The following is a 16,491-nucleotide window of genomic DNA, read 5'->3' as shown; positions in this document are numbered from 1 at the left end:
CTGCTGAATAGTGTTTCACTGCCCGTCTTTGCTCCGCCCCCTGTACGATTACGAGAAATCAGATGACGCGACAACTATCCTGACACAGGGGGCAGCGCCGCAATGTGATTCGTTCTAGCGGTATTCAGTTTGACGCTGAAACTCTCCGCTTTTCCTGTAAGCGGGTGGTAGATCTCACTTTCAAATATGGCGTGAGCGTGCTGGTCGTATCCACCGCTTATCAGCAAGTTGCCGTCGGCCAGTAGCGTCGCGGTATGTCCCGCGCGGGCGATCAGGCCGAGATCCCCCAGCACACGGAACTGCCCGGTGGCTGGGTCAAATCGCTCGGCGGAGGCCAGCACAACACCGCTGGCATCAACTCCCCCTAGAATCAGCACCGTACCGTCAGGCAACAGGGTTGCAGTGTGGTCGCTGCGCGCTTGTGTCGGCTTCGCCTCCAATGTCGCTTTGGTAGCGGTTTTATTGCTCAACATCACAGCTTCGGTGTTCGGATTGCCGGCCTCATCTAACCCGCCCAGTAGCAGCCAGCGTCCATCGGGCAACTGCGTCGCACTTTGTCCCTGCTGCAGAGCTGGCTGCGGCGCCAGAATTTCGCTCAGCGAGCCGGTCGCGACTATACTCGCCGCGCCATCCCCAGGCTGGGCAAGGCTCGTTGCGCTGAGCCATAAAACCAGAATACTGGCGAGCCATCTCCATCGACCACCTGGGAGGAATGCCCTACGCACTTTGCAAGCAACACAAGACTGGAATAGCTGTCCCAATTTCACCGTTCTCTTTTGCATGATGGTCTTCCTGATCTGCAATCAAACAAGTTGGATGCCGAGTATCAAGGCATCTAAAGATGTGGTTTTTCTCTCGTGCGGATGCACGATACTCACGGACTGGTAAGGGCCACGCTGGTGCTTCCAATGCTGGAGCTGTTTGGATCGATGGCGATGGTATATACACCGGCGACAGGCAGTATCTGGGATGGGAGGTTAAACGTTGTACCGCAATAGAGACTGGAAACCAGCGCGCCCCCATCCGGCCTGCGCAAGCTGATTGTTTGACACCCAATGGTCGTGCGCGTAATGCGGACTGTGGCCGGTTGACCGGCTGCGCCGTTGAATGTCAGGCTCGCGTTCTGCCCTGGCTTGGCGATCACCACAGTCATTGCAGGGCCACCGATCTCGATCATAGAAGTCGGGTTCGACGTGACGTCGAACAACTGAGCGGTCACGCTACCGACCGCCATCGAGTCCGGATTGAGTTTGATCGTATAGGTGCCAGCCAGCGGAATGGTTTGCGCATCAATGAACGTATTGCCGGTCGACATATAGGTAACAGGAACAAGCGCGCTGCCGTCCGGCTTGAGTATGGACATGCTCAGGTAACCACCGCCAGCCAGCTTTACACCAGAGAAAATCGTGCTGAAGCGCTGGCCCGCCGTCGCGTCAAAGGTGAGGCTGGAGTTCTGCCCCGGCGTCGCTGTCGTCACCGTCACCGCCGGCCCACCGATTGCAATCGTAGCCGTCGGATCCGACACCACCTCGAACATCTGCACAGCCACGCTACCAACCGCCATCGAGTCCGGATTGAGCTTGATCATGTAGGTGCCCGTCACCGGTATGGTCTGCACGTCGATGAACACCCCACTCGACGGCACGTAAGCCGCAGTGGCGAGAGCTGAGCCATCCGGCTTGAGGATCGACATGCTCAGGTAACTGCCGCCTGTCAACTTCACGCCAGAAACATTCGTGCTGAAGCGCTGGCCCGCCGTCGCACTGAAAGAGAGGCTGGCATTCTGTCCAGGCGTTGCCATCGACACCGTCACCGCCGGCCCACCAATCGCGATAGTTGCCGTCGGGTCCGTCCCGACCTCGAACAATTGCAAGGACAAGCTAGCGACCGTCATCGAGTCGGGATCGAGTTTGATCGCATAGGTGCCGGTCACCGGTATGGTCTGCACATCGATGAACGTTCCGCTCGGCGACACGTAAGCAACCGGAACAAGCGTGCTGCCATCCGGCTTGAGGACGGACATTGTCAGATAGCCGCCGCTAGTCAACTTCACCCCAAAAACATTCATGCTGAGACGCTGACCTGCCGTCGCACTAAAGGTGAGGCTGGCATTTTGCCCCGGCTTCGCAGTCGCCACCACCACCGCCGGTCCGCCGATCGCTATCGTTGCCGTCGGGTCCAGTCCGACATCGAACAATTGCACGCTCAAGCTGCCAATCGCCGTCGCGTCCGGATTGAGTTTGATCGTATAGGTGCCGGTCACCGGAACGGTCTGAGTATCGATAAACGTTCCGCTCGACGACACGTACGCAGCCGGAACAAGTGCACTGCCGTCCGGTTTGAGGACGGACATGCTCACGTAACCGCCACCAGCCAACTTCACGTCAAACACTCTCGCACTGAAGCGCTGGCCCGCCGTCGCGCTGAAGGTGAGGCTAGCGTTCTGCCCAGGTTTCGCGGTCGCCACTGTCACTGCCGGCCCACCAATCGCGACCGTGGCCGTCGGGTCCTGACCGACGTCGAACAGCTGCGCGGTCACGCTGCCGACCGTCATCGCGTCCGGGTTGAGCTTGATCGTATAGGTTCCCGCCACCGGTATGGTTTGCACATCAACGAACGTTCCGCTCGACGACACGTAAGCAGTTGGAACAAGCGTACTGCCATCCGGCTTGAAGACGGACATGTTTACATAGCTGCCGCCGGCCAACTTCACACCAGAAAATATCAAACTGAAGCGCTGCCCCGCCGTCGCGTTAAAGGTAAGGCTGGCGTTCTGTCCCGGCTTCGTGGTCGTTACAGTCACTGCGGGTCCATCGAAGGCTATGCTGCCGGCAACATCCGGCACGGCATTCAAGGTCAAGGTAAGGTTGCCCGCCGAGCTGGCCGACGGATTGATCAATATCGTGTAGGTACCGGTAACTGGAAGGATTTTGGCATCGATAAAGCCGCCCGAAACGGAAACCGCTGTCGATGCCAGTACGCTGCCATCGGGCGATAGGATCGAAACGGAACCACCGGCAAGTGTCACCGAACTCAGTGACAATGCGACCGTTTGTCCAGCGGGCGCGTCAAACAGGATCAGACCCTTTTTTCCTGCGGTGCCGAGCGTCACAGTCTTGCTTTCACCGATAGCCATTCGGCCAGCAACCTGAATATCAGCAGCAGAAAATGGCGCAGGCGCAACGAAGAAGTCTGCATCGGTGAGCGCCGTGCCGTAGGGGGTGGCAACTGAAATCCGTCCTGACGTGGCGCCTGCCGGCACCGATGTGACGATATTGTTTGAACCCGCCGAACTCACGGTTGCGAGACGGCCATTGAATCTGACCTTGCTCAATGCCACCTCAAAATTGCTGCCACTGATGGTTACCGGCACACCGGCGACGCCGATGCTAGGCGTGAAGCTGACAATCGTTGGTGCCCGCGCGCCACCAACAACGAAGGCCGTGCTACTGCTGGCGGTCCCCGCCGTTGTCGCAACACTGATCGGCCCGGTGGTCGCGCCTGCCGGCACAGTGGTCATAATCTTGGTACTGCTGGAAGCAATGACGTTGGCGACGGTACGGTTAAACTTGACGAGATTTTTGTTCGCTAAGACGCTGAAACCACTGCCGGAAATGGTTACCGGTATACCTTCAGAACCGCCATTGGGAGTGAATTCCATGATGGCCAGCTGCGTGGCGGCGTTGCGAACAATGGAGAGGATGTTGCCCGCCGCATCATAGCGATATGTCGCACTGTTACCCGTGGCGTCCGTCACACCTATAAGGCGGCCAAGTTCGTCATATTCATAGCGGACCGAACCGCCTTCGGCGGCATGCACGGGGAAAACGAGATTCGCCAGGGCGAGTGCCAACAGCACCCAACCGAACTTCATCAACGCTTTGAGGAATTTTGGCACGCCGTTCTCCTGGTTGCGATTACTGGCCACAATGCTTGCCGTTAAGCACTGACTGGTGTAATTCTATCCACTTCCAGAAAGAAAAATTCCCAACCGGCACAGGCAATGATTTCCGTCAACCTCGGCTGGGACGAGACCGGGGACGCCCTCGATACAATGGAAACCGTTGAACTACACTAGCGAGACGGTGATGATCGCCATGCATTCCAAACAACGGTTCCAGACGATCGTGTGGGCAATAGTCCTCGGTCTCTTATGCCTCCCGTGGCGGCTAGCTGCGCAAGACCCGCCAGCGCGCTTGGGCCTGCCCAAACTAGCTATCCCCGTCGACAATCCACTCTCTTCCGCAAAAATTGCCCTGGGTCGGAAAATTTTCTTGGATACTCGGCTGAGCCATGACAGTGCAACCAGCTGCGCCAGTTGTCACCAGCCTAAGCGAGCGTTCACCGATGGCTTGAAAGTCGCGAAAGGAACCGACGGTCGCTTGGGCACGCGCAACACGCCGAGTCTGCTGAATGCCGCCTACAATCAAACACAGTTTTGGGATGGCCGACGCGCGGATTTGGAATCCCAGGCGCTGGATCCACTTTTCAATCCGCGTGAGCACGCCATACAGGACGTGCAGGCACTGCTGGGAATGCTGCGGCGAGACGCTGGGTATGCGGCGGCATTCAAAACGGCGTTCCGAATCGAGCCGAACGATATCAACGTTCAACACATCAGTCGAGCGCTGGCGTGTTTCACCCGTACACTTGTCGCCGGAAATTCGCCGTTCGACAGGTACTATTTTCAAAATGAGAAGACTGCGATGCCGGCCAGCGCCGTGCGCGGACTGGTCCTATTCCAAGGCGCGGCGCGCTGTGCCACATGCCACACCATAGATACATCCCATGCCCTGTTCACCGACAATAAATTTCATAGTCTCAGCGTGGGATTGCGCCGTATCGCTCCTCGCCTCGCGGACATCACCAGTAGGTTGGTGAACAGCAAAGACAATCTCGAAAAACTTGATCAAGCCGTGTTAACCGATGAGGATGTCGCCGAACTTGGTCGGTTTGTCGTCACCTACAATCCGGCCGACATCGGAAAGTTCCGGACGCCTAGCTTGCGCAACGTAGCTCAAACCGCACCGTATATGCACGACGGCAGCGTGCCAACGCTGGAAGACGCTGTTGAGCAGGAGCTGTATTACCGAAGTGTGGAGTCCGGGCAGCCATTGATACTGACGCCCGGCGAAAAGAACGATCTGGTCGAATTCTTGAGGTCATTGAACAGCCAGTAGATGCCTCAACCCGCGCACGCCCGCTGCAACGTCAAGCCAAGAACGCTAAGCCAGCACTAAGCCAGCGCGGCGATCAAGGCGGCGTCGGCCACCGGCACGGGGCGGATGCGGATCACGTTGCGGTACAGCGGCGGCAGGCCGGCGCACAGCTGCTCCAGCTCGTCCTGCGGCATGCCGGCGCGCACGTACTGGAACTGCGCCGGATTGCGTTCCGGCAGCGGCCCTTCCATCGTCGAGCCGTAGGCGCCCAGGTTCATGAAGCTGAGCGCGCTGGGGTCGGGTCCGCGCGCGAAAACGAAGGTGCCGTCCTTCGGGTGGCCGAGGTAGGCGCGCAGCTCCTGCTGGCCGGCCGCGTCGGCCTGCGCCATCAATTGGTAGCGCAGCTGCGCGTAGGCGCGGGTGGTTTCCATGAAGGCGCTGCGGATGCCCGACTGGTCGAGCCGGCCCGGCATGCACAACAACAGGTTGCCGAAGGAGTCGAGCAGCGCGACGGCATCGCCGTCGCCGCCGGCGGCGTGGTCGCGCGCCATCGCCTCGCGCAGGAAGGGCGCCAGGTCGGCGTCCGGCTGCTGCGGCGTGCAACGGTAGCTCAGCGCCTGCGGATACACCTGGCGCAGCGCGCGCACGATGGCGTGGTCGGCCGGCAGGCTGGCCGGGCACTTCAATTGGGCCTTCGGCAGGTCGCTGCCGAACAAGGCCATCACCTGTTCGGCGGTGGCCTCGAACACCAGCGAGCACAGGGCCTGGGTCGGTTCGGCGATGGTTTTGCCGATGAAGAAGGACTTCGGCGCCGCGCCGGCGCTGCGCCGCGCGTACAGCGAGGAGCCCAGCACGGCCGGATAGCTGAAACTGGCCTGGGCCTGCGCCGCCAATGGCGCCGGCAGCGCGGCGAAAACGGCGGCGCCGTCGTGGTTGATGCCGGCCTTGACGTCGGGCGCGGCCGCCACCACGTTGAAGCCGGCCGCCAGGATCGCCCCGCTGCACATGCAACAGGGGTCGAGCGAGGTGACGATGGTGCAGTCCTGCGGCGCCGGCAGCGCCCTGCCCTTGGCCCGCTCGGCGTAGTACCAGTCGATCAACTGGCGTTCGCCGTGGGCGGTCGGGTCGAAGATCAGGCCCTGCTTGACGACGTTGTTGTGCAGGCAGTGCAGCACGGTGCCATGCTGGTCGAGCAGCACGCCGCCGACACCGAAGGTGCCCTGGGTCTTGGCGGCGATGGCCTCGGCCGCCGCGATGGCGACGGCGGCCTGCACATCGATGGTCTTCTTGAATACCAAGTGCTTACTTCTTTTTCAGGTCGGCGCCGCCGAAGGCGTTGGGCAGCTGGGCGCCGGCGGTGGTTTCGAAGATGTCGCCTTTCAGATTGCTCAGCACGACGGACAGCTCGTTGCCGCCCAATTCCAGGATCACCTGGCGGCAGGCGCCGCAGGGGGCGATCGGGCCGTCGGTTTCGCCGATCACGGCCAGCTTGTCGAAATCGCCCGGCTGGTAGCCGTGGGCGAAGGCGCTGAAGAAGGCGGTGCGCTCGGCGCAGTTGCACAGGCCGTAGGAGGCGTTCTCCACGTTACAGCCGTGGAAGACGCGGCCGTCGTTGCACAGCAGCGCGGCGCCGACCTTGAAGTTGGAGTACGGGGTGTAGGCCTTCAGGCGCGCGCTGGCGGCTTCGGCGATCAGTTGTTGGTTGTTCATCTCAGTTCCTTGTCATACATGGCGCCCTATCCGGGACACTTCGAGTCGTTCCCGCGTAGGCGGGAACCCATACTGCGCCGGACTGCGCGCGGCGTATGGGGGGAACGCATGCGGTGCATGGGTTCCCGCCTTCGCGGGAACGACGGGCGTTCATCAGGGACGGATCGCCCGGTACACCACCGGGTTGGCGGCCGGCGCGGTGTCGCTGATCTGGTAGGCGGCCTGGATCTCGGCGATGGCCTGCTGGGCCGCCGCTTCGCTGCGGGCGTGCACCAGCGCCAGCGGCTGGCCGGCTTCGATCTTGTCGCCCAGGCCGGCCAGATCGGTCAGGCCGACGGCGAAGTCGATGGCGTCGCTGGGACGGCGGCGGCCGCCGCCCAGGCTGACCACGGCCAAGCCGATGCCACGGCAGTCGGTGCTGGCGGCGTAGCCGGCTTTCAGCGCCGGCACCGGCAGCACGATGGGCGCCTTTTCCAGATACCGGTCGGGCTGTTCGACCAGGTCGGCCGGGCCGCCCAGCGCCGCGACCATGCGCGAGAAGCGCTCGGCCGCCGCGCCGCTGTCGAGCGCCGCCTGCAGCTTGGCGCGGGCCGCCACTTCGGTGTCGGCCAGTTTGCCCAGCACCAGCATCTCGGCGCACAGCGCCATGGTCACTTCGTGCAGGCGGGCCGGACGCGAACGGCCGCTCAGGTAATCCATCGCGCCGCGCACTTCCAGCGCGTTGCCGGCGTACGGCGCCAGCGATTCATTCATGTCGGTCAGCAGGGCCGAGGTGTGCATGCCGGCGCCGTTGCCGACGGCGACGATGCTCTCGGCCAGTTCGACCGATTTGTCGTAGGTCGGCATGAAGGCGCCGCTGCCCGCCTTGACGTCCATGACCAGCGCGTCGAGGCCGGCCGACAGCTTCTTCGACAGGATCGAGCCGGTGATCATGGCCACCGATTCGACCGTCGCGGTGACGTCGCGGATGCTGTAGAAGCGCTTGTCGGACGGCGCCAGCGAGGCGGTCTGGCCGATGATGGCGACGCCGACCTGCTGCACCACCTTGCGGAACAATTCGTTGTCCGGCACGGTGCAGTAGCCGGGGATGGCGTCGAACTTGTCGAGCGTGCCGCCGGTGTGGCCCAGGCCTCGGCCGGAGATCATCGGCACGTAGCCGCCGCAGGCCGCGATCATCGGGCCGAGCAGCAGCGAGACGACGTCGCCGACGCCGCCGGTGGAGTGCTTGTCGACCACCGGGCCGGGCAGGTTCAGCGAGCGCCAGTCCAGCACCTGGCCGGAGTCGCGCATGGCCAGGGTGAAGGCGACGCGCTCGTCCATGGTCATGTCGTTGAAGAAGACGGCCATCGCCAGCGCGGCGATCTGGCCTTCGGTGACGCTGCCGTCGGTGATGCCACGGACGAAGAACTGGATCTCCTCGGCGCTCATGGCGCCGCCGTCACGCTTCTTGCGGATGATCTCTTGAGGTAAAAACATGGTGGTCTCTTCTTCGATTTCGATGTGTATTGTGGTCCAACTTTTTTGTCGTTCCCGCCTGCGGCGGGAACCCATGCACGCCCTGCGTTGAAGCGAACGTCGGCGCTTCCTGCATTGTCGTTCCCGCGGCGGCGGGAACCCATGCACGGCCTGCGTTGAAGCGAACGTCGGGCTTCCGGCAGCGTGCCATGGGTTCCCGCCTGCGCGGGAACGACATGGTTTAGACGCCGTAGGGAATCCAAACGTTCTTGACTTGCGAGGCGTGCGCCAGGACCGCGCGGCCGCCGCTTTGAGCCGTACTATACCAGTCGCGTCCCTTGCCACCGCCGACCCAGGTGCGCTTGAGCGTGGCGGCGGACAGGCGTTCGACTTCGGCGCAACCCTCGGCCGATCCGTCGTGGCGCCAGACGGCGTCGATGTCGGCGTGGGTCGCCAGGGTGCGCGCCAGCTCGTCGGCGCTGCCGGTGACGATGTTGACCACGCCGCCCGGCAGGTCCGAGGTGTCGAACACCTGGTACAGGTCGATGGCCGACAACGGATGCGCTTCCGACGGCAGCACGACGACGCGGTTGCCCAGCGCGATGGCCGGCGCCACCAGCGAAATGAAGCCGAGCAGCGGCGCCTCGTTCGGGCAGACGATGCCGATCACGCCGACCGGCTCGTTCAGGGCGACGGTGACGCCGTGCATCGGCGGCTGGTGCGCCAGGCCGTCGTACTTGTCGGCCCAGGCGGCGTAGTAGAACAGGCGTTCGATCGAGGCCTGCACTTCCTTGTCGGCGTTCTTGTTGCCGGTCATGGCGCCGATGCGGGCGGCGAATTCCTCGGCGCGCACGGCCAGGTTCTCGGCGATGTAGTACAGCACCTGGGCGCGGTTGTGCGCCGTCGCCTTGCTCCAGCCGCCGGCCTTGTGGGCCGCTTCGACGGCGTTGCGGATGTCCTTGCGGCTGCCCTCGGCGATGTCGGCCAGGAAGGCGCCGTCGGCGCCGTGCACGGCGCGGCTGTAGGCGCTGTCGGGGCGGGCCTGCTTGCCGCCGATGTACAGCTTGGCGGTGCGGTCGACGGCGAACGGGCTGTCGTTGCCGGCCACCGCGGCGGCCTTGCCCTTGCCTTTGACTTCCAGCAGCGGCGCGGCGGGACGGGCGTCCTCGGACAGCGCGGTCAGGTACTCATACATGCCTTCGCGGCCGCCTTCGCGGCCGTAGCCCGATTCGCGGTAGCCGCCGAAGCCGCAGGCGGCGTCGAACTGGTTGGCGGTGTTGATCCACACCACGCCGGCCTTGATCTGCGGCGCGACGTCCATCGCCAGGCTGATGTTCTCGCTCCAGACGCAGGCGGCCAGGCCGTAGACGGTGTTGTTGGCCAGTTGGACCGCCTCGGCCGGGGTGCGGAAGCTCATCGCCACCAGCACCGGGCCGAAGATCTCGGCCTGCGACACGGCGGCCGAGGTCGACGCGCCGGTGATCAGGGTCGGCGGATACCACGCACCGTTGGCCGGGATCTCGCAGGCCGCCTGGTACACCGTGCAGCCTTCGGCGCGGGCCGAGTCGACCAGCGCGGCGATGCGTTGCTGCTGCACCGGATCGACCAGGGCGCCGATGTCGATCGACTTGTCGAGCGGCGAGCCGAGGGTCAGCTTGTCCATGCGGGCGCGCAGCTTGGCGAGGAAGCGGTCCTGCACCGATTCCTGCACCAGCAGGCGCGAGCCGGCGCAGCAGACCTGGCCCTGGTTGAACCAGATCGAGTCGACCAGGCCTTCGACGGCGGCGTCCAGATCGGCGTCGTCGAAGACGATGAAGGGCGACTTGCCGCCCAGTTCCAGCGACAGCTTCTTGCCGCTGCCGGCGGTGGCCGTGCGGATCGAACGGCCCACTTCGGTCGAGCCGGTGAAGGCCAGCTTGTCGATGCCGGCGTGGTTGACGATGGCTTCGCCGACCCGGCCGTCGCCGGTGACGATGTTGACGACGCCGGCCGGCACGCCGGCCTGCAGGCAGATCTCGGCGAACAGCATGGCCGTCAGCGAGGTGAACTCGGCGGGTTTGAACACCACCGTGTTGCCGGCCGCCAGGGCCGGGGCGATTTTCCAGGACAGCATCAGCAGCGGGAAGTTCCACGGCACGATCTGGCCCACCACGCCGACGGCGCGGTGGTCGGCGAATTCTTCGGCCTGCAGTTGCGCCCAGCCGGCGTGGTAGTAGAAGTGGCGCGCGGCCAGCGGCATGTCGACGTCGCGGGTTTCGCGGATGGTCTTGCCGTTGTCCAGGGTTTCCAGCACGGCGAACAGGCGCGAGTGCTTTTGCAGCAGGCGGGCCAGCGCGTACAGCACCTTGGCGCGGCCGTGGCCGCCCAGCGCCTGCCAGACCGGCTGGGCGCGGCGCGCCGCTGCGACGGCGCGGTCGACGTCGGCGTCGCTGGCCTGGGTCAGGTCGGCCAGTTTGCTGGCGTCGGCCGGGTTGGTGCTGGCGAACAGCTCGCCCGGCGCGCTGAAGGCGTTGTCGATGAACAGGCCGAAAGTGCGGCCGTGCTGCTCCAGCCACGCTTGCGCTTCTTTTTGGCTTTCTGGTGCGGGGCCGTAGTCCATGGTGGTGAGAATCTCGTTAATTGTTGGCATGACGAATCCGAATAATGTGGGGCTTGCGGTGCGAACCTCCGTCGTTGCCGCGTCGGCGGGAAGCCATACTGGGCCGGACTGCATGCGGCGTATGGGTTCCCGCCTGCGCGGGAACGACGGTGTCGCGCTGGTTCAATCTCTTACGGATGGGCGTGACGGTGCGCGGCCGAGTAGTGGCCGGTGACGTAGTGCTCCAGCTGGCGCTCGATGTCGGTCAGCAGGCTCGATGCGCCGATGCGGAACAGGTGCGGCTCCAGCCACTCGTTGCCCAGCTCCTCCTTCATCAGGCTCAGATACTGCAGCGCGGCCTTGGCCGTGCTGACGCCGCCGGCCGGTTTGTAGCCGATCTTGAAGCCGGTCTGTTCGTGGTATTCGCGGATCGCCCGCACCATCGTCAGCGACACCGGAATGGTCGCGTTGACCGGCTCCTTGCCGGTCGAGGTCTTGATGAAATCGGCGCCGGCCATCATGCAGACCCACGAGGCCTTGGCCACGTTGTCCAGGGTCACCAGCTCGCCGGTGGCGAGGATGGCCTTCACGTGGGCCTCGCCGCAGGCCTGGCGGTAGGCCAGCATCTCGTCGTACAGGGCCTGCCAGTTGCCGGTCAAAACGTGCTGGCGGGTGATGACGATGTCGATCTCGGCGGCGCCGGCGGCGACCGACAGTTCGATCTCGCGCACCTTGGTCTCCATGCTGGTCAGGCCGGCCGGGAAGCCGGTCGAAACGGCGGCGATCGGCAGGCGGCCCTGCAGCACCTTGCCGGCGTGCTGGATCATCTCGTGGTAGACGCAGACCGCGCCGGTGGTCAAATTCAGATCGGCGATGCCGAGCGCCTCGACCAGGTCGGCGCGCAGCGGCCGCATGGCCTTCATGCACAGGCGCTCGACGCGGCCCGGCGTGTCGTCGCCGGACAGGGTGGTCAGGTCGATCAGGCCGATCGCCTTGACCAGCCAGGCCGCCTGGTATTCCTTCTTGACCGAGCGGCGGTTGGCCAGGCTGGCGGCGCGGCGGTCGGCGGCGGACTTGTTGACGTGAATGTGGTTGATCCAGCCCAGGTCGAGGGCGACCGCTTCGTTGCGCTTGAAGTCGGGGGAAATGGTCATAACAGATTGCTTCCGTTCGAGAGTGGTTTGACGCCGAGGTGATGGGCCAGGGTCTGGCCGATATCGGAGAAGGTTTCCGAGATGCCCAGCGCGCGCGGCTGCACGCCGGGGCCGAAGAAGATCATCGGGATGTGTTCGCGGGTGTGGTCGGAGCCGGCCCAGGTCGGGTCGCAGCCGTGGTCGGCGGTGACCACCACCAGGTCGCCTTCGCGCAGCTTGGCGATGAACTCGGGCAGGCGCGCGTCCATCTCCTGCAGCGCGTTGGCGTAGCCGGTGACGTCGCGGCGGTGGCCGAAGGCCTGGTCGAAGTCGACGAAGTTGACGAAGGTGAGCGAGCCGTCGCCGGCCTCGTCGCCGACCTTCAGCAGGGCCTCGAACAGGGCCATGTTGTCGACGCCCTTGACCACGCGCGAGATGCCGTGGCCGGCGAAGATGTCGCTGATCTTGCCCAGGCCGATGACCTCGCCGCCGGCGTTCTTGACGTGGTCGAGCAGGGTCGGCGCCGGCGGCGCGACGGCGTAGTCGTGGCGGTTGCTGGTGCGGGTGTACTTGCCGGCGCTGCCGACGAAGGGGCGGGCGATGACGCGGCCGATGTTGTAGGGCTCGACCAGCTTGAAGGCCATTTCGCAGACCTGGTACAGGCGCTCCAGGCCGAACGACTCCTCGTGGGCGGCGATCTGCATCACCGAGTCGCCGGAGGTGTAGATGATCAGTTTGCCGCTGGCGACGTGCTCGTCGCCGTGCTGGTTGATGATGTCGGTGCCGGAGGCGTGGCAGTCGCCGAGGAAGCCGGGCACGCCGGACAGTTCCCGCAGGCGCGCGGTCAGTTCGGCCGGGAAGGACGGCGTGGTGCGCGGGAAGTAGCCCCAGTCGAATTCCACCGGCACGCCGGCGATTTCCCAGTGGCCGCTTTGGGTGTCCTTGCCGGTGGAGCGCTCGCGCGCCGCGCCGTAGGCGGCGGCGAAGCCGTCGCGCCGGGCGAAGCCGTCGGCCCACTGGCCGCTGGCGGCGTGGGCGGCGGCGGCCAGGCCGAGGTTTTCCAAGGTCGGCAGGGTCAGCGGCGTGCCGTTCTTGGCGGCCCAGCTGGCGATGTGGCCGAAGGTGTTGGCGCCGGTGTCGTGGTACTTGGCGGCGTCCGGCGTGGCGCCCAGGCCGAAGGAATCCAGCAGGAGGATGAATGCACGTTTCATGGTATACCCGGATCAGACTCGGTTGAAAAAGGTGTTCTGTAGTGTAGGCGCTGGCGGCCGGCTTGCAAGCCGGGTTGGCCGCGGCGGCGGCGCGGCGCCCGCAATGGCCGCGGGGCGGACCAGCCGCCCCGCCAGGGAATTACGCTTGCGGCGTTTTGGCCACGGTGGCCAGGTAGGCCAGGATCAGCTCGATCAGCGACTTGGCGCCGATGGCGGCGTACTTCAAGGTCTGCTCGTGCGACAGCGGGAACGGCGACAGGCCCTCGGCCAGGTTGGTGATGACGGACACGCCGACCACCTTCAGGCCGCAATGGCGGGCCGACACCACTTCCGGCACCACCGACATGCCGACCACGTCGGCGCCGAGGCGGCCGAAGGCGCGGATCTCGGCCGGGGTTTCGAAGTTCGGGCCGGCGTAGGCGATGTAGACGCCCTCGTGCAGGGTGATGCCCTTGGCGGCGGCGGTGTCCTGCAACAGCTTGCGCAGGTCGGCGTCGTAGGCGTTGGCCATGCTGAAGAAGCGCGGGCCGAAGCGTTCGTCGTTGGGACCCATCATCGGCGTGCCGGGCAGGAAGTTGATGTGGTCGGTCAGCGCCACCAGGCTGCCGGCGTCCACTTCGGGACGCAGCGAACCGGCCGCGTTGGTGACGAACAGCATGTCGCAACCGAGCAGCTTGAGGGTGCGCACGGCGGAGGTCATCACGCCCAGGCCGTAGCCTTCGTAGACGTGGCCGCGGCCCTTCATGCAGACCACCGAGACGCCCGACAGGGTGCCGATCACCAGTTCGCCGGCGTGGCCGTGCACGGTGCTGATCGGGAAGCCCGGCAGTTCGTCGAAGCCGATGGTGACGGCGTCGCTCATCTGCTCGGCCAGCACGCCCAGGCCGGAGCCGAGGATCATCGCGATGCGCGGTTTGAAGTCGGCGGGCAGGCGGGCACGGATGATGGCGGCGGCTTGGAACGGGGAATTGTTAGACATGGTTATCCTCTTGTTAGATGTGTTTCGTGAATGCTTACGTTCGATTTTTATGGCGGCGCTTGCTGTGCCGGGTCCGGCGCTACAAACCACCCTGGGGCGGAGTGCCGGGGTCGGACCCGGCGGCTCCGACCCCGGCTTGCGCCGGTGGGTATTCTTTGCCCGCGCTTGGCGCCGGCGACAACAAAACGGGTGCTGCGGAATGGGGCTTGCCTGCAAATCTGTCGAGCTTGCGAGTGTCTGGACGCCACTATGCATCATCGTCTATATGTATGGCAAATACCATTTTTCTTCCGCATTTATACAAAAAGCATATAAATATCGCCTATTATAAAACAGGCCCGACCGGACGGCCGCGCCGCGCCGCCACTGGCCCGCGGCGGCCGGGGTTTGACAGCCTAAAAACAAATGTTTACCATGAAGGACAAATGTTTATCCAGGCCGCCCAGTGACCGACACCTCCAAAAAAGACCAGCTCCACCAGCTGATCCGCGCCAACCCCTTCATCTCGCAGCAGGAGCTGGCGGACGAACTGCGCCTGTCGCGCTCGGCCGTGGCCGGCCACATCGCCGGCCTGATCCGTGAGCGCCGCCTGCTCGGCCGCGCCTATGTGCTGCCCGACAAGCGCCCGGTGATGTGCCTGGGCGCCGCCAACCTGGACCGCAAACTGCGCAGCCTGGCGCCGCTGCGCATGGGCACCTCCAACCCGGCCGGCGCCGAGGAGGTGTTCGGCGGCGTGGCGCGCAACATCGCCGAGAACCTGGCGCGGCTGGGCGTCCCCGCCGCCCTGCTCACCGCCCTGGGCGACGACGCCGCCGGCGCCGCGCTGCAGGAGCACGCCGAACGGGCCGGCATCGACACGCGCGGCAGCCTGAAGCTGGCCGACGCCGCCACCGGCACCTACACCGCCGTGCTCGACGAACACGGCGAGATGATCCTGGCGCTGGCCGACATGGCGCTGTACGACCGCATCGGCGTCGACTTCCTGGCCAGCCGCCAGCCGCAGCGCGCCGCCGCCGCGCTCACCGTGGCCGACCTGAACCTGCCGCTCGACAGCGTCGCCGTGCTGCTGGCCGACGCGCGCGCCGAGGCGCCGCCGCTGATTGTCGTCGCCGTGTCGCAGCCGAAGATGGCGCGCCTGCCGGCCGACCTGCGCGGCCTGCGCCTGTTGATCCTCAACCGGGGCGAGCTGGAAACCCGGGTCGGCCGCGCCCTGCCCGGCCAGGCCGACCTCGCCGCCGCCTGCGCCGAGGTGCGCGCCCAGGGCGCGCAGGACGTCATCGTCACCTGCGGCGGCGCCGGCGTGTTCCACACCCATGGCGAGGCGCTGGTCTGGCTGGCCGCCCACCAGGTCGAGGTGGTCGACGTCACCGGCGCCGGCGACGCCTTCGCCGCCGCCGTCTGCTGGTCGCTCTACCAGGGCGGCGCCGACCTGACCTTGGCCTGCCGCCGTGGCCTGAAGCTCGCCGCCATGACCCTGGCCAGCAGCGACACCGTTTCCCCCCTGCTGGCCGCCGACCTGCTCGACACTATCGACGAGTCCGACCCGGACGCGCCGCAGTTCCCCCCGCAAGCACCATCAAAGGACTGACCCCATGCACCAATTCCTCCTGTTCTCGGCCGAAGTGGCCGCCGCCCGCGCCGCCGGCAAAGCCATCGTCGCGCTCGAATCGACCATCATCTCGCACGGCATGCCGTATCCGCAGAACGTGCAGATGGCGCGCGAGGTCGAGCAGATCATCCGCGACGGCGGCGCCGTGCCGGCCACCATCGCCATCATCGGCGGCAAGATCTGCGTCGGCCTGTCGGCCGAGCAGCTCGAACTGCTGGGCACCGCGCCGGACGCGCTGAAGGTCAGCCGGCGCGACCTGCCGTACGCGCTGGCGCAGAACAAGCTGGGCGCCACCACCGTGGCGGCGACCATGATCTGCGCCGAGCTGGCCGGCATCCAGGTGTTCGTCACCGGCGGCATCGGCGGCGTGCACCGTGGCGCCGCCACCAGCTTCGACATCTCGGCCGACCTGCAGGAGTTGGCGCAGACCTCGGTGGCGGTGGTCTGCGCCGGCGTCAAGTCGATCCTCGACATCGGCCTGACGCTGGAATACCTGGAGACGCACGGCGTGCCGGTGCTCAGCGTCGGCCAGCGCGGCTTCCCCGCCTTCTTCACCCGCGAGAGCGGCTTCGACGCCGACTTCCAGATCGACGCCGCCGCCGAGCAGGCCGCCTTCATCCACACCAAGTGGCAGCTCGGCCTGAAGGGCGGCGTGGT

13 protein-coding genes are annotated in these 16,491 nt (G+C 65.3%); 4 read left to right on the top strand and 9 right to left on the bottom strand.

Annotated elements, in window-relative coordinates; translation table 11 throughout:
• Nucleotides 1-74 precede the first annotated feature (74 nt).
• Nucleotides 75-782 carry a kelch repeat-containing protein gene (locus H7U20_RS24875; RefSeq protein ID WP_199761833.1) on the bottom strand — a complete coding sequence of 236 codons (708 nt, stop codon included), beginning with the start codon at nt 780-782 and terminating at the stop codon, nt 75-77.
• Between the two features lie 92 nt (nt 783-874).
• Nucleotides 875-3,898 (bottom strand): beta strand repeat-containing protein, encoded by a 3,024-nt coding sequence (locus H7U20_RS24870; protein ID WP_199761832.1) that lies wholly within the window; start codon nt 3,896-3,898, stop codon nt 875-877.
• 166 nt (nt 3,899-4,064) lie between these two features.
• Between H7U20_RS24870 and H7U20_RS24865 the strand changes: the two genes are divergently transcribed.
• Complete coding sequence (locus H7U20_RS24865; protein ID WP_199761831.1) at nt 4,065-5,180, top strand: cytochrome-c peroxidase; 1,116 nt, start codon at nt 4,065-4,067, stop codon at nt 5,178-5,180.
• 56 nt (nt 5,181-5,236) lie between these two features.
• Here H7U20_RS24865 and H7U20_RS24860 read toward each other — a convergent pair whose 3' ends face one another.
• The 7 genes from H7U20_RS24860 to xapA all read right to left on the bottom strand — a co-directional run bounded on the left by H7U20_RS24860 (nt 5,237) and on the right by xapA (nt 14,225).
• Nucleotides 5,237-6,457 carry a nucleoside deaminase gene (locus tag H7U20_RS24860; RefSeq protein ID WP_199761830.1) on the bottom strand — a complete coding sequence of 407 codons (1,221 nt, stop codon included), beginning with the start codon at nt 6,455-6,457 and terminating at the stop codon, nt 5,237-5,239.
• Between the two features lie 4 nt (nt 6,458-6,461).
• Nucleotides 6,462-6,869, bottom strand: coding sequence for a cytidine deaminase (locus tag H7U20_RS24855; protein WP_199761829.1), 408 nt, complete (start codon nt 6,867-6,869; stop codon nt 6,462-6,464).
• Between the two features lie 153 nt (nt 6,870-7,022).
• A complete protein-coding gene (deoA, locus tag H7U20_RS24850) occupies nt 7,023-8,345 on the bottom strand; it encodes a thymidine phosphorylase (RefSeq protein ID WP_199761828.1) in 1,323 nt (440 codons plus the stop codon).
• A gap of 220 nt (nt 8,346-8,565) precedes the next feature.
• On the bottom strand, nt 8,566-10,953 hold the full coding sequence (locus H7U20_RS24845; RefSeq protein ID WP_370593248.1) for an aldehyde dehydrogenase family protein: 2,388 nt from the start codon (nt 10,951-10,953) through the stop codon (nt 8,566-8,568).
• Between the two features lie 140 nt (nt 10,954-11,093).
• On the bottom strand, nt 11,094-12,056 hold the full coding sequence (deoC, locus tag H7U20_RS24840; protein ID WP_199761827.1) for a deoxyribose-phosphate aldolase: 963 nt from the start codon (nt 12,054-12,056) through the stop codon (nt 11,094-11,096).
• The gene (locus H7U20_RS24835) at nt 12,053-13,246 is read right to left on the bottom strand and encodes a phosphopentomutase (RefSeq protein ID WP_199761826.1); all 1,194 of its coding nucleotides are present in this window, start codon (nt 13,244-13,246) and stop codon (nt 12,053-12,055) included. Before H7U20_RS24835 ends, deoC begins: the two co-directional genes overlap by 4 nt.
• Before the next feature lie 139 nt (nt 13,247-13,385).
• Nucleotides 13,386-14,225, bottom strand: coding sequence for a xanthosine phosphorylase (gene xapA, locus H7U20_RS24830; RefSeq protein ID WP_199761825.1), 840 nt, complete (start codon nt 14,223-14,225; stop codon nt 13,386-13,388).
• Between xapA and H7U20_RS24825 the strand changes: the two genes are divergently transcribed.
• The 3 genes from H7U20_RS24825 to H7U20_RS24815 all read left to right on the top strand — a co-directional run.
• The gene (locus H7U20_RS24825; protein ID WP_199761824.1) at nt 14,224-14,556 is read left to right on the top strand and encodes a hypothetical protein; all 333 of its coding nucleotides are present in this window, start codon (nt 14,224-14,226) and stop codon (nt 14,554-14,556) included. The genes xapA and H7U20_RS24825 overlap by 2 nt on opposite strands.
• A 114-nt stretch (nt 14,557-14,670) precedes the next feature.
• Entirely contained in the window at nt 14,671-15,813 is a 1,143-nt protein-coding gene (locus tag H7U20_RS24820) for a carbohydrate kinase (RefSeq protein ID WP_199761823.1), read from the top strand.
• Between the two features lie 4 nt (nt 15,814-15,817).
• The coding region (locus H7U20_RS24815; RefSeq protein WP_199761822.1) for a pseudouridine-5'-phosphate glycosidase at nt 15,818-16,491 on the top strand (674 nt) is incomplete at its 3' end.

Origin of the sequence: Rugamonas violacea, from assembly GCF_016461825.1 — a bacterium.
In the GTDB taxonomy this organism is placed as follows: domain Bacteria; phylum Pseudomonadota; class Gammaproteobacteria; order Burkholderiales; family Burkholderiaceae_D; genus Rugamonas.
Note: the sequence above shows the minus strand (reverse complement) of the source record. Positions and strands in the feature narration are given on the sequence as shown.